At 64.4% G+C, this 13,767-nt stretch carries 14 protein-coding genes; 9 read left to right on the top strand and 5 right to left on the bottom strand.

What is annotated here, in order from left to right:
* Positions 1-8: 8 nt before the first annotated feature.
* Both KV110_RS32345 and KV110_RS32340 read left to right on the top strand, forming a co-directional pair.
* On the top strand, positions 9-1,343 hold the full coding sequence (locus KV110_RS32345; protein ID WP_218470954.1) for a hypothetical protein: 1,335 nt from the start codon (positions 9-11) through the stop codon (positions 1,341-1,343).
* Positions 1,340-2,122 (top strand): alpha/beta fold hydrolase, encoded by a 783-nt coding sequence (locus KV110_RS32340; RefSeq protein ID WP_218470953.1) that lies wholly within the window; start codon positions 1,340-1,342, stop codon positions 2,120-2,122. The genes KV110_RS32345 and KV110_RS32340 overlap by 4 nt, the downstream gene beginning before the upstream one ends.
* Positions 2,123-2,151: 29 nt before the next feature.
* Here the strand turns inward: KV110_RS32340 and KV110_RS32335 are convergent, their stop codons facing one another.
* The 3 genes from KV110_RS32335 to KV110_RS32325 all read right to left on the bottom strand — a co-directional run bounded on the left by KV110_RS32335 (position 2,152) and on the right by KV110_RS32325 (position 4,796).
* Positions 2,152-2,910: a hypothetical protein gene (locus tag KV110_RS32335; RefSeq protein ID WP_218470952.1), complete on the bottom strand. Its 759-nt coding sequence runs from the start codon at positions 2,908-2,910 to the stop codon at positions 2,152-2,154.
* 14 nt (positions 2,911-2,924) lie between these two features.
* Positions 2,925-3,122, bottom strand: coding sequence for a hypothetical protein (locus tag KV110_RS32330; RefSeq protein WP_218470951.1), 198 nt, complete (start codon positions 3,120-3,122; stop codon positions 2,925-2,927).
* Between the two features lie 240 nt (positions 3,123-3,362).
* Positions 3,363-4,796, bottom strand: coding sequence for a M20/M25/M40 family metallo-hydrolase (locus KV110_RS32325; protein ID WP_246634125.1), 1,434 nt, complete (start codon positions 4,794-4,796; stop codon positions 3,363-3,365).
* A gap of 292 nt (positions 4,797-5,088) precedes the next feature.
* On the opposite strand from KV110_RS32325, the gene KV110_RS32320 reads away from it, so the two are divergent.
* Positions 5,089-5,304 (top strand): hypothetical protein, encoded by a 216-nt coding sequence (locus KV110_RS32320; RefSeq protein ID WP_218470950.1) that lies wholly within the window; start codon positions 5,089-5,091, stop codon positions 5,302-5,304.
* Positions 5,305-5,442: 138 nt separating this feature from the next.
* On the top strand, positions 5,443-7,104 hold the full coding sequence (locus KV110_RS32315; protein WP_218470949.1) for a peroxidase family protein: 1,662 nt from the start codon (positions 5,443-5,445) through the stop codon (positions 7,102-7,104).
* A 49-nt stretch (positions 7,105-7,153) separates the two neighbouring features.
* Here the strand turns inward: KV110_RS32315 and KV110_RS42130 are convergent, their stop codons facing one another.
* Both KV110_RS42130 and KV110_RS32305 read right to left on the bottom strand, forming a co-directional pair.
* On the bottom strand, positions 7,154-7,309 hold the full coding sequence (locus tag KV110_RS42130) for an SEC-C metal-binding domain-containing protein (protein ID WP_357939901.1): 156 nt from the start codon (positions 7,307-7,309) through the stop codon (positions 7,154-7,156).
* Between the two features lie 254 nt (positions 7,310-7,563).
* Positions 7,564-8,145, bottom strand: a complete 582-nt coding sequence (locus KV110_RS32305; protein WP_218470948.1) for a helix-turn-helix domain-containing protein — start codon at positions 8,143-8,145, stop codon at positions 7,564-7,566.
* A gap of 603 nt (positions 8,146-8,748) precedes the next feature.
* On the opposite strand from KV110_RS32305, the gene KV110_RS32300 reads away from it, so the two are divergent.
* The 5 genes from KV110_RS32300 to mvk are packed head-to-tail and all read left to right on the top strand — an operon-like array spanning position 8,749 to position 13,752.
* Positions 8,749-9,789: a polyprenyl synthetase family protein gene (locus KV110_RS32300; RefSeq protein ID WP_246634124.1), complete on the top strand. Its 1,041-nt coding sequence runs from the start codon at positions 8,749-8,751 to the stop codon at positions 9,787-9,789.
* Between the two features lie 15 nt (positions 9,790-9,804).
* Complete coding sequence (locus KV110_RS32295) at positions 9,805-10,782, top strand: UbiA family prenyltransferase (protein ID WP_246634814.1); 978 nt, start codon at positions 9,805-9,807, stop codon at positions 10,780-10,782.
* Positions 10,783-10,823: 41 nt separating this feature from the next.
* Positions 10,824-11,615, top strand: a complete 792-nt coding sequence (locus tag KV110_RS32290) for a beta/alpha barrel domain-containing protein (RefSeq protein WP_218470946.1) — start codon at positions 10,824-10,826, stop codon at positions 11,613-11,615.
* The gene (locus tag KV110_RS32285; protein ID WP_218470945.1) at positions 11,615-12,730 is read left to right on the top strand and encodes a 3-dehydroquinate synthase II; all 1,116 of its coding nucleotides are present in this window, start codon (positions 11,615-11,617) and stop codon (positions 12,728-12,730) included. The genes KV110_RS32290 and KV110_RS32285 overlap by 1 nt, the downstream gene beginning before the upstream one ends.
* 20 nt (positions 12,731-12,750) lie before the next feature.
* Positions 12,751-13,752 (top strand): mevalonate kinase, encoded by a 1,002-nt coding sequence (mvk, locus tag KV110_RS32280; protein WP_218470944.1) that lies wholly within the window; start codon positions 12,751-12,753, stop codon positions 13,750-13,752.
* The last annotated feature ends 15 nt before the right edge of the window (positions 13,753-13,767 follow it).

Genomic DNA, 13,767 nt, shown 5'->3' with positions numbered 1-13,767 from the left:
GGATCGACATGAACGAAACGCTGGAGGAGGGCCCAGCCACCGAGCCGGTCGTGACGGGCACCTATCAGAAGAGCGGTACCTTCCTGCACTCCTCGGCAGCCGCACACGCCGAGAAGCTGATGCCCGTGCTGGACAAATACCCGGTGGATGCCGCCGACGTCGCGGCCCGGCTACCACCGAACCGTGCACTCAACCCGTGTTGCTTCTATCCCGAGACGCAGCCGACTCAGGTCGTCCAGATGAACCTGGACGACGGTCTCGCCGACAATCTGGCGCGGCAATTGCGCTGCCAGGCCATCATTCAGGAGAGCTACGCGGAAGCGTCGATCGGCAACTACTTCCCGTTGTCCACGATGTTCGAGAACTGCGTACTGTTCATTCCCTCGGCGAAGCGCTTCTACGACCTGAATCAGGACATCGTCTACGAGCACTTTCCCGAGGTGGAGACGGCGGTGGTCAACGCCTTCGTCGTCACCGCCAACAAGCGCTCGTACGGCACGCACGCGGCCAGCGGTATCGCACTGCAGATTCCGTCGCTGGTGAAGAAGCAGCTCGGTTTCCCCACCGAGTACCGCAGCTTCCACACCGCGGTGACGCCGACGCCGCTCGACCGACAGCCCTTCGTAATTTTCGAAGAGGCCGAAGTCGAGGCGCCGAACCTGCAGTTCGTCTACGGGAAGATGCTGGAGTACGGCTTGGATCCGGACGAGAAGGCAGCGGTCGACAAGGCGCTCTACCTGTTCCTGGAAGGCAAGGTCACCGAAATCGACCTGCCCACCGTGCGGGACTTCCTGATGGCGAAGTACTGGGCGAAGAAGTACGTGGACACGCCCTCGCCTGGTTACTACTGCGACTCCAGAGTCGGCGACGCGCTGGTGTTCGACAACTACCGCGCCCACGGCGACGGAACCCTGCCGAGTTCGCCGAAGGACCGGCTGACCATCGATTTCCGCTGCTTCAACCGGGTGCACTACCCGCCGGGGATGACCAGCGGTCTCGATTTCATCGTCGACCCGGAAGAGCGGGCCTATCAGATCAGGCGCAAGCGGGCTTCGCTCGAATTCCTCCTCGCCACGCTGGGTTACGAGAGTATCGACGAGTTCCTCCGGATGGTGTTCGGCAAGAACCACACCGATGACATCAATCCGTTCGGACTGATGACAGACCTTCAGTTCGGTGTGTACAACAAGAGCGAATACCACCTGTTGGACCAGAACCTCGATGACCACTACGAGCGTGTCGAGCGCCTGTACGACCGGATCGAGAAGGACGGCGAGTACGTTCTCCCGAGCCGTGCGAAGGAGTATCTCGACGCGCTCTACAGCGAAGGACCCGCAGCATGAGTCGTACCGTCGAAACGAGCCGCCTCGTCAAGGAGTGGTTTCGGATCGCGAAGCTCCCGCACGACACGGCCACCAAGGAATTCCTCGATCGGTGCCAATCGCACACCGTCAAGGTGGACGGGAAGTTCTACAAGTACTACCAAAGCGGCAGCGGCCCCACCGTTCTGCACGTGCACGGCGTCCGCAGCAATCTGGGAAGTATGACCGCCATCGCCGGGGATCTGCTGGAGCAGAACTATCAGGTGGTGCTGTTCGACGCGCCCGCGCACGGCGAAGCACTCGGTGAGAGCACCGATCCGATCGAAGTTCGCGCGGTGATCCGCGCGATAGCCGAGCGGTTCCCGGAGCTGCACGCGGTGGTCGGCCATTCCCTGGGCAGCCTGTGGTCGCTGTCGGCATGGGCTCACGGTCTGCGCGCCAAGGCATTCGTCTCGATCTCGTCACCGGCGACCATGCGATTCCTGGTCGACAAAATGGCCGACTTCTTCCCGATCGACAGCGACCAGCTCCAAGAGCTGGCCGACCAGATCGAAGGCCGTCTCGGTGCGAACGTATGGACCGAGTTCTCCCCGTCTGAGGTCGTCAAGGCCGTCGATGTACCGGGCCTGATCATCCACGGGACGAATGACGACTACGTGCCACCGGCGAACGCCGAGGAACTGCATGCCCATTGGCGCGGGTCGACCGTCGAACTGATCGATGGGGCCGATCATTTCGATATCGTCCGATCGCCGAAAGCACGAAAACTCATCGCCACTTTCCTGGAGGAAGTGAAGTAGCGAATCCTCGTCGCCGACCATCCGCCGACTCAGTGCATGAGCTGGCGGATGGAGACCGGGTTGCCATAAGCGAGGGAACGGAGACCGGGTGACGGTGTCAGTCCGTGCTCGCGGAGGAAGTTCCGCAAGCTCGGGCCGTTGGCTCGCTTACGGGTCACCGACCAGGTGACGGTGTAGTCGGAATTGCTGCCGCAGCCCGGATTCGAGTCCGAGCCCGGGTAGCGGATCGTCTTGCGGAACGTGGTGCCGCCCGCGTTGTCTATGGCGCGGTCCCAGCCGAGTTTGTTCATGCCGACCGTGCCGACCGCGACGAAGCCGTCGCAGTTGGGGAACAAGAAGGTGGCGATACGGATGAGCCGGGCGAAGTCGAGCCAGGACGCATCGGTGAAATCCGCGGAATTGAAGTTCTCCGGTGTGGTCTGCCCGACACCGAGGTAGTTGACTTCGACGACTTCGTGTCCCGGTTGTGCCGCCTCGATGAAGAAGTCCAGCACTTTTTCGGAGAGGCGATCGCTGATCGCGGCCAGACCGCCCTCGATACTTCCGGTGTCGCCGTTGTAGATCTGATAGCTGATGATCGCCGGTGTCGCCGCGTCGGCCAGGACGACCGAGGAAAAGGTCAGTCCGACATGGTGGTCACCGTTGTCGACGTCGCCCGCGTGGTGGGACTGCGAACCGAAGGACCGCTTTCCGGCGGCGAGCCCGAACTGCACGGTGTCGGTGTCGTCGTCGCGCGAACGCGTGTTGTCGATGTGGAACTGCTCCAGCGTGAACGTGTAGATGCCCATGGCCGCACCCGATTTCAGCGCGGGCTGACGAGTACGCGGACGAACCCACGGCCAGCGTAGTCGGCGCCAGCGAGGAAGATGTCGCCGCGGCCTTCGCCGACCACGCCGGATGCCGCCACGCTGGTACCGAAGACACCGGCGCCATCGGCCTTGTGCGTTCCCGCCACCGCCGCCACGCCCGCGACCTCGGAGTCGCCATGCAGATTAGCCATCGTCCGCCCCTTTCGACTGTCGATTGATCGCCGCCAGCCTGGCACGGCGCAGATTCGACGTCGATCGTTCGGTTCGCTGACCGAACTGGGGGAAATGGCGCCGTCTGGGCGCGGGTCCGTGAGGGTGTGATCGCAGCGTTGACGGTTGCGGCCTGTGCCGCCATTCAGTGCTGGGCGGAACGCGTTCGAGGGACCGCCACGGTGCGGCGGTCCCTCGAGCGCTTGTCGCTGGTTCGGAAACTACTGGGAGAGTTGTTTGACGAGACGGTAGAGGAACTCGCGGCTGGCTTCGAGTCCGGCGATCGGGGCTCGTTCGTTCACGCCGTGGATGCGGTTGGCGTCGGCGGACTGCATGAACAGGCCGCTGATCCCGTACATCGGAATCCCCTTGCTGCGAGCGTATTTGCTGTCCGTCGCGCCGGTGGACATGAAGGAGCTCACGGCGGCGGTGGGGAACATTTCCTTCGTCAGCGTTGTGATAGCAGCCATGACATCGCCGTTGATGGGCGAGATGCCGCCTGCCGGGTCCACTTTGGGGGTGACGGTCAGCTTGCCGTCGGCGGCGAGCGCCGCCAGGAACTGCTTTTCGATGTCCTCCGGTTTGTCCTGGGGGAGAATTCGGCAGTTGACCGTCGCCTTCGCCGTTTGCGGCAAGGCGTTTTCGGCTTCGCCCGCATTCAGCATGGTGGTCACACAGGTGGTCCGCAGTTGGGCGTTGTACTCGGGCACTGCCGAAAGCCGGTCCAAGGCTTCGGGGCTCGGATTGCCCGCGGCGACCGCACGCATGTCTTCGGCTTCCTGCCCGCTGCGCGAGGCGGCCAGCGCGCCGAAATTGTCACGAGTTGGATCGCTCAGCGATGCTGGGAACCGGTGTGCGGCCAGGCGATTCAGCGCGGACGTGAGCGTGTAGATGGCGTTTTCCGGCGTCGGCACCGAACTGTGCCCACCGGGCGCCTTGGCTTCCAGTTGATAGATGGCGTAGGTCTTTTCGGCCACCTGCACACCTTGCAGAGCGGGCTTCCCGTCGACCAGAACTGCCCGTCCGCCCTCATTGAGCCCGTACTCGGCGCTCATCAGGTCGAGTTTGTTCTCCATCAACCACTTTGCGCCATTGTCCTTCCCGGCCTCCTCGTCGGCGGTCAGGGCAAGCACGATGTCGCGGTTGGGCTTGAAGCCTTCGCGCTTCATCTGGATCAGACCGGAGACGAGGGCGGACACCATGGCTTTGTCGTCGATCGAACCACGGGCGGCGTAGAAGCCGTCCACTTCGGTGAGCTTCTTCGGATCGGTGGTCCACCCGTCCTCTCGTTTGGCCTCGACGACATCGAGATGGCCCAAGAGTAGTAGGGGTTTGCGCTGCCCCGAACCGGTGAACCGGAGCACCAGATTTCCCTTGCGCTCGACCGGCTCGAAGATTTGAATATCGGAATCGGCGAAGCCCGCATCGAGCAGGCGTTGCTTGACCGCATTCGCGGCCACCGTCGTGCTGCCGGTGGAATGCGTGGTATCCGTTTCCACCAATTGCTTGTATATTTCGTGGAAAAGTTTCGTATTATCCTGTGCCGAAACACTTACGGAACTGGACGGGGATTTCGAATCGTCCTTGGTCGAGGAATCGGAGTTACAGGCTGTTGCGGTGAGCGCCGCGATAAGTCCCAAAGCGGCCACCGACATGAGCGGGTTGCGGCGACTGATATTAGACACGCTAAGAAATTAGCACGAAACATGGTGCCGTGCGGCGAGAACGACTGAAGGAGACGCGAGTGGTGACCCCGGGCCTGGCGGCCTGCGCCACGGTGGTCCCCGTCGCGGCACGCGGCGACGTCAGCAGTGGCCTAGACCAGGGCTTATCGGTCCTGCCCCGACAATTGACGGCTCAGGTCGGCAAGGCTGGTCGGCTAGCATTGAGGCCAGCCGAAAGAGGCCTGCCAGCGTTCCAGCGAGGTGGCCGGGGGAGGTGAAATTCGTGCGCAAGACGATTTATCCAATTATCGCCGTTGCGTTCATCGCGGGGTCGGTGTTCGCCGGTGCCAACCCGGCCGCGGCCGATGTCGATCTTTCCGTAGCGCCGGTCGGGGGCAATAGTACGACCTGGTCGGCGGAGTGCGCGGCCGGACTGCTTGCCGGGCTCGTTGCGGCATTGACCAGTGGTTCATCAGCCGCTGTCGGCTGCCCTACGTGACCTTGTAAGGTCGGCCGATCGTCGCGGACGCTCAGTCGATACCGCGTCATTCCAGTGGGGGACATTTCTATACACGGGGGGCGACTGCCATGCCGGCATTCGTCCGGAGACACATTTTCGAACCATCCGGAGGTTCATATGAAACGGCACGGCAGTGACAGCTTCTTCGTAGTGGGCGAGGGAGTGCTCGAGTTCGATCGAGACGGTAGTCCGACGACGCGGCAGCCCTTGACCATCGAGGAACTGCGCCGGTTCCGCTTTTCGCGGCTCGGCCCGGTCGGCGTACCGACCGACGAGGCGACAAGGGTAGCACTGGCCGCCGCGATGACCGCTGATGTGCCCCAACAGGATTCGGCGCAGCCGACCGTCCCGGCGGGGTTCACCTACCTCGGCCAGTTCGTCGACCACGACCTGACGATGGACCGGACCGAGGCACAGCTCGGCGAAGACGTCACCTTGGACGAGCTGATGCAGGGCCGGTCGCCCGCTCTCGATCTGGACTCGCTGTACGGCAGAGGCCCGATGGACCCGAACGACCGGGTCTTCTACGCCGAGGACGGCGTGACACTCAAGGTGGGCACCACCTCCCCGACGAATTTCCCCGACGAGCGGGTGAACGTCGAGATGGAGGGTTTCGACCTGCCGCGGCTTGGCGGCACCGGCGGCACGGTCGCGGACCGGCGGCGTCCGCTCATCCCGGACACCCGCAACGACGAGAACCTCGCCGTCGCGCAAACCCATCTGGCGTTCATCCGATTCCACAACAGGGTGGTGGCCGAACTCGCCTTGAAGGGCGCGCGACGGCTGTTCAGAACGGCCCGGGATCTGGTGGTCCGGCACTACCAGTGGATGTTGGTCACCGACTACCTGCCCCGCATCGTCGACCCGGCGATCGTCACCGACGTGTTCCAGCACGGCCGCCGATACTTCGAGGCGCCCGGCCAGGGACACGCGGGGCACGGCCTGCGGCCGACCATGCCGATCGAGTTCGCCGTCGCGGCATATCGGGTCGGGCACAGCATGATTCGCGCCGGGTACGAGTGGAACCGGGTGTTCAACAGCATCGGCCCCGGCCCGAACGCCAGCCTGCTGCTGTTGTTCACCTTCAGTGGCGTCAGCGGCAATTTCCAGAGCGGTTCCCAGATTCCCGACCTGGACAATCCCAACTCCGGAACCGTAATCACCTTGCCGACCAACTGGATCGCCGACTTCCGCAGGCTCTACGACTTCACCGAGGCCGACCGCCCCGACCTGGTAGCCCCGGTCGCGACCGGGGGCGGCAGCGTGACGAAACGAATCGACACCCTGCTGGTCAACCCGTTGACCCAGTTGCCAGCGGGCACTTTCAGCGGGCGCGGCACCACGATCACCGATATCCAGCGCAATCTCGCCTACCGCAACCTCACCAGGGCACACATGGTGCGGCTGGCCAGCGGTCAGCAGATGGCGGAGTTCTTCGGGGTGGAACCGTTGACCACCGAGCAGATCCTGCAGGGGTACTACGGTGCCGGGCTCGATGTGCTCACCGAGGAACAGCGAGACGCCATCGCCACCGCGACCCCGCTGTGGTTCTACATCCTGCGCGAGGCCGAGTTCAACAACGGACTGCTCGGTGCCGTTGGCGGCCGGATCGTCGCCGAGGTTTTCCACCGCGCCATCGAGGGCAGCCGTACCTCGATCGTCCGAGAACCGGCGTGGCGGCCCATGTTCGGGCCCGACTCGAACACCTTCCGGATGACCGATCTGATGCTGTTCGCCTTCGAGGGCAAGGCCGACCTGCTCAACCCGCTCGGCGACTAGCGACGAGAAATCGGCGGCGCGCTCTGGTCGAACCCGTTCGCCTGCTGCACTACTGGTCCCGCGAGTACGCGGGACCAGGATGTGTCAGTCGCGGATGTAGTAGTGGCCGAGGGTGTCGTCGTAGCGGCCGGTTGCGCGGCAGCAGCGGCGGAAACCGGCGGCCGGAGCCGCAGGGGCATGGGTCTTTGCCGCCGAGCTTTTCGATGAGCTCGGTGTCGGCGCCGACGATGCGGGTGCCGCGCTTGACCTTCGACTCGCTAGAGGGAACCCCTTGCGGCGCTTGCTCGTTCGTTCAAAAAGAGGGTTGGATCTGATCGCGTTTCATGATGACCGCCTTGATAGCTGGGCTGGACCGCGTGACGGTAGCATTCGCTCCGCGCGGTCGGCAGCTCCATTTTCCGCAGCCGCCCGACCGACGCCCGCCCGGCAGCGCTGCCGGGCGCATCCCGGCCGAAATCGTCAGGCAGCGCCGGTTTCTCGGTCTTGATTCGGCCCGCGCTTGCGCCGTCCCTGGGCGACCTGGAGCAATTCGGCGACGTCGAACTCCGCGCGTTGCGGTGTGCCGTAGCGGGTGATCTTGCCGCGCCGAACCCATTGACGGATGGTGTCTTCGGAGACTCCGATGGTGAGCGCGGCAACTTGCGTGGTGACGGTGCGCGGCGGGCGCGCAGGCCGATCCGCGGTTCGGCCGCGCTGTTCCAGCACCACGGATTCGTCGACGCTCAGTCGATGGCCCGCTGTGCACAGTATCTCCGGGCGACCCGCACTGTCATTGCCGTCGAGTTGCACGCTCAGCGTGCCGGTGCACTCGGCGACCGGGCACTGCCGGGTGTTGCGCTTGACGTTGGCCGCCACGAAGTCGACCGCCCGCTGACCGGCCAGCACGGCCTCGTCGAGCTCATCGGCGAAATCGGCGCCCGCGAAGTGCCCGGCGAGCCAGATCAGATGGTTGCCGATGAAGTGCGCGAGGTTCTGGATGGTTCGCTCCGGCCGGGCAAGCAGCGAGCGCTCGTCCACTACCAGGTCGGCCCACGATGCCAATACACTCTGAAGCTGCAGCCGCGCTTCCAGCGCGGACTCCCGTAGCGGGAGATCGTTGTCGCGACCACCTCGGATCCGCTCCGGCAATGCCGCACGGGGCGCCGGCAGCAACGCATGCCGACAAGCGTCATACAGCGAAGGTGCGGACGCTATATTCCGCCGCGCTGTCTCAAAACATTTCCGGCAGATTTTCAACCCTGGCAAACTCATGGCATTCCTAATGCCATGTCGTTGCGAACTGCAATCAAATACTACCCCGGCCATCGAGTCACCCCCGTAGCGTTTGCAGATGATTTGCGCGCTCCCCGACGAGCCTGCGCAATCACAACCATATCAAGTACGTCGGCTCCGATGTCGATGTGATGGGGGTCACATCCCGAAGGTGTTGGGTTCTGATCCCGACATCTGTCATGCTTGAGGAGCAGCAGTGCTGCCCTGGTGCAGGTCGCACTATCCTTCTTCCCATCTGAGCTACAAGAGTGGCTGCCCCAGTTTTCCGGGGCTTCCGTGCCGTGCGCGGATGATGTAGCCGGGGAATAGTGCATCTCATTATCAGGCGGCCATCCCGTCTAAGTGGATATGGGTGACATGGTGACCGTTCACATGACAAGCTCGCGCGATTCGGTGCGGCAGACCCGAACTCGGATACTGGAGCAGGCGGAACAAGTAATTGATAAATTCCTGGTCAATGAGCACGACCGCTGGTCCGCGCTCGGCGCCAACGCGGCGATACCGGTCGATGCAATAGCCGACCTCATCCGGGCCGGTGGTAAGCGTATTCGGCCCGCATTCTGCGTCAGTGGTTATCTGGCCGCAGGTGGTGAACCCGAAGACCCCGCGATCATTTCCGCGGCAATAGCGCTGGAGATGTTGCATACCTGCGCACTGATTCACGATGACGTGATGGACGCGTCGGTGCGCAGGCGCGGTGCGCCGACCGTGCACGCCGAACATGCCGCCGTGCATCGTGACAACCACTGGCAAGGGGAGTCGCGCCGGTACGGGGAAAGTGTGGCGATCCTGGCCGGCGATCTCGCGCTCATCTACGCCGACGATTTCATGGCCGCGGCGGCGCCGACGGTGAATCGGGCCTGGGGCGAACTACGTGCCGAGCTGATCATCGGTCAGCATCTCGATGTCATTGCCGCGGCCGAGTTCGCTTGTGACCCGGAACTGTCCAGGCAGATCGCGGTGGTCAAGTCGGGGCACTACACCATTCACCGCCCGCTGGTGATCGGCGCGATCATCGCGGGACGGCCCGAGCTGGCCACCGCCTTCCGTACCTACGGCGTCGCCATCGGCGAAGCCTTCCAGCTCCGCGACGACCTGCTCGACATCTTCAGCGACACCGAGACCACCGGCAAGCCAGCGGGCCTCGATGTCGAACAGCACAAGATGACGCTGCTGGTGTCGCTGGCGATGCAACGCGATCCCGCAGTGCGCGAGCTGGTGACCAGCCCGTCCGCGAGTTCGGCGCGATTGGGCGAGCTCCTACTCGACTCCGGTATTCGGGACGAGGTGGAAACGCATATCGCGCAACTGGTCGAGAAAGGCTGTACGGCGATTTCCGACCTGCCACTGGAGCCGAACTGGTCCGACGAACTGGTCGATATGGCGCATGCGGTTGTCTACCGCAACAAATGATTCGGGGTGATCGACATGTCCGATGTATCGGTCGCTGCCATACGTCCAGCGAGTGGCGGACACTCCGTCCGTGAAACAGTTCTCGGATTCGTGCGCCTGTCCAAGGTCGCTGTCTTTCAGCATTATTTCGGCTTGGCCCTCGCCTGGCTGTTATTGAGCAGTAGCGCACGCGACCGTCCTGGCGCAACTCTGGCCATGATCGCGTTTTTGATCGGCTCGATCGGAATAGTCGCGGCCACGTGCGCTCTCGACGATATCGTCGGATTCCGCAACGGCAGCGACGCGATAAACTATCAACACGGCGAGACCAAAAGGGACATACGTCGGAAGCCGCTACTGAGTGGTGTGATTTCCGAAAGTCAAGCCATTGTGTTCGTGGTCGCGGCAATCGCGGTTGCTGTTCTGGCTGGGCTAGCCGCATTCTGGGCACTGGATTGGCATGCGCCGCTGGCGGCATATGTCCTGTATTCAGCGGGACTGATACTAAGCCTGCAATATTCGGCGGGGCTACGCGTCAGTTATTACCAGGGCGGTGGCGAACTACTGCTCTTCGCGGCGACCGCGTGCGGTCTGTACGCGCCCTTCCTCGCCGTGGCACAGGAGTGGACCAGCGCTGCCGTCCTGCAGGGCGTGCTGCTCGGACTGTGGATGGTCATGGTCAGCAGCTACTCCAACGTCAACGACATCACCGGCGACCGTCGGGTCGGCAGGAAGACCATGGCGACCGTGGCGAGTCACGCGACGATCGCCACCACCATGGTCTTGCTGGTGATCGGATCCGTGGCGGCGACGGTCTGGCTGGTGGCAGGCACCGAATTTCCGTGGTGGACCTTGCTCACGATGCTGCCCGCGACCGCCTTGCACGTGAGTCAGCTGTATGTGGGCCCGCTCCGCAGGCAATGGCTACAGGCCCGGCGCCTGGGCATGATCGCCTACAACCTGGGCTTTCTCGGCATCGGTATTCCCACGTTCTACCTGTTCGTCACCGTTTGATCGCGGCGCGCAGACGTAATTCACCCAGTTAGGGAGGAAAAGTGAGCAATGGAAAGCACCGCCGGATGCGGCGGTTGTTCGGGGCAGACGGTAAGACCTTCTTGATCGCCGTCGATCACTCGCTCACCACGGGCACCACCGGTGGGTTGTCCGACATGGGCTCGGTGCTGCGCGCCGTCGTGCGCGGCGGCGCCGACGGCGTCGTCGCACACCGCGGTTCGGCGACCAGGGAGATGCCGGTGCAGCGCGAAACGGCGCTGATCGTTCATCTTTCGGGCAGCACCGCACTCAGTGCGCACCCCGAGCTCAAGACCAGAGTGTGCGATCCGGAGACCGCGGTGGCGCTCGGCGCCGACGCCGTGTCGGTACACATCACCCTCGGCGCCGGTTCGGTGGAAGACCGGGCCGCGTTGGCCGATCTGTCCCGCGTCGCGAAATCCTGCGATGCGCTCGGGCTGCCGCTGCTGACCATGACCTACGTCCTCACTGCCGACCGGGATCGCGGCCGGTCGGTCATCCACGCGGCCCGCGTCGCCGCGGAACTGGGCGCCGACATCGTGAAGGCGGCACATCCGGGTGACGAGCACCTCGCCGAACTGGCGTCCCAGGTCGATGTGCCGGTGGTGATCGCGGGCGGACAGCTGGACGTGCCGTGGGACGAGTTCCTGAGCTCGGCCAAGAACGCGATGGGTGTGGGCCTGGCCGGATTCTGTGTGGGCAGGCAGGTATTCGGCAGCGCGGATCCCGAACGCGCCACCGCGCAACTGAAATCAATCGTGCACGGAGCGGACGCCACCGTCCTCCCGGAGTACGCGGCGATGGGAAGAAAGTGATGAACGAGATGACGACGGAACTCTGGGCAGACGTCAGCGGCCTCTCCACCGCCGACACCCCGGCCGCACTGGCCCACGCGCGCAATTCCGAGATCACGACGCTGGTCCTGCGCCAGGCGCAGTTGGCCGACTGGGAGCCGCTGGAGCGAATCCGAATTGCGGTGGTCGGCAACGCATCCGAGCTGGCTCTGCTCGATGATCAGCGAGTCGGCGTGCTGATCGCCGAGTCGCCGGCCGAACTCGACGGCGTCCGCGCCGCCGCACTCGGCCGTCCGCTCGGCGTGCGTTGCGAGATCGCCGACGCCGCGGGCATGAACCTCGCCGCCGAGATGAGCGGAAAGGTGGACGTGGTGATCGCGGCCTTCGTCGACGAGACCAACATTCCGCTCGAACTATTGCTGGCGAGCGCGCAGGGCACCACGACGAAGGTGTTCAAGGAGTTGCTGTCCAGCGCGGAAGCGGTCAGTGTCGCAGGTGTTCTGGAGAGCGGCCCGGCCGGTCTCGTGGTGCGAGCCGACCATCTCAGCGATCTGGACCGAGTGGCGCAAGCGCTGCGAGCAGGCCGGGAAGACCGCAAGGAGTTGGTCCCGCTCGAGGTGTACCGCGCCGAGCCGGTCGGCATGGGCTACCGCGGATGTATCGACACCACAACACTTTTCGGTGATGACGAGGGCATGATCGTCGGCTCGACCTCGGCGGGCGGCATTCTGGTGTGCGCGGAGGTGCACTATCTGCCCTACATGAACCTGCGGCCGTTCCGAGTGAATGCCGGTGCGGTGCACTCCTACGTCTTCGGCACCGAGCGGACCGCGTACATCACCGACCTCGCCGCGGGCGAGCGCTCGCACGCGGTGTCGGCGAACGGACGTTTCCGCGAAGTGTCGGTCGGCCGGGTGAAGGTCGAACTGCGACCGCTGCGGCTGATCGCGGCACGGCACGGTGACGTCGAGGTCAATGTGTTCCTGCAAGACGATTGGCACGTGCGGGTGATGAGCGCGGAAGGCAAGCCGCTCAACCTGACCGAGGTCCGGCCCGGCACCAAACTCCTCGGGCACATCGTGGAGCCGGGCAGGCACGTGGGAATCAAGGTCGCAGAACAGATCAGTGAATTCTGACCCGCAACCGGAGAAGTCAAGTGAATGCTTCCGTAGTAGGTGAGGGGCGCGCACACGCCAAATCGATTCTGTGCGGCGAGCATGCGGTCGTCTACGGCGCTCCGGCAGTGGCGATTCCGATGCGTCAGGTGTCGGTGACCGTGTGGGCACGGCGGTCCGGCGAGCCGGGCGGTCAGGTGAGCCTGGTGAATGTCGCACCGGGCCAGGCGAATACCGCGGACAGGCGAGCGGACGAGGCGCCCGCGGCCGCTCGACTGTGGGACCGTTCGCGAGAAGCGGATTCCGGATTGCACGATCTGGTCGCCGCGTTCTTCCGCACCACCGGGATCACGGCATGCGGCATCGACCTGAGTGTCGACTGCGCCATCCCGCCGGGTCGTGGAATGGGGTCGAGCGCCGCCTGCGGGCGCGCGGTAGTGCTCGCCCTCGCGTCGCTGTTCGGCCGAATTGTCGACGCGGACACGGTCTTCGACCTGGTGCAGACCGCGGAGCGGGTGGCCCACGGATCGCCAAGCGGGGTCGACACGGTGGCCACCGGGTCGCCGGTGCCGATCTGGTTCCAGAGCGGCGTGACCAAGGAACTGAGCGTCGGGCTGGACGGAGTCTTCGTCATCGCCGACAGCGGCGTGCCCGGCGAGACCAAGGCGGCGGTGGACATGCTGCGTGCTCGGTTCGAGGCGGACCCCGCGTCACGTACCCGATTTCTACGGCGCTCGTCGGTGATCACGGCGAGCGCCGTGGAGGATCTCACCCTCGGCCGGGCCGGTGATCTCGGTCGTCGGCTGACCGAGAATCACGAACTGCTCAGCGAATTTGGGCTCAGCACAGCCGAACTGGACCGGCTGCTCGCCGCGGCACTCGACGCCGGATGCCTCGGCGGCAAGCTCAGCGGTGGGGGACTGGGCGGCTGCGTCGTTGTGCTGGCGGACAGTCCGGAACACGCCGAACGCGCGACGGCGGCGTTGCGCACGGCCGGCGCCACCGCGACGTGGTCCGTGCCGACCGGACGTTTCGCGAACTGACCTGTCCGACGGACG

The organism is Nocardia iowensis (assembly GCF_019222765.1).
GTDB lineage: Bacteria > Actinomycetota > Actinomycetes > Mycobacteriales > Mycobacteriaceae > Nocardia > Nocardia iowensis.
The sequence above is the reverse complement of the archived record's forward strand: the minus strand, read 5'-3'. Positions and strand labels throughout refer to the sequence as shown.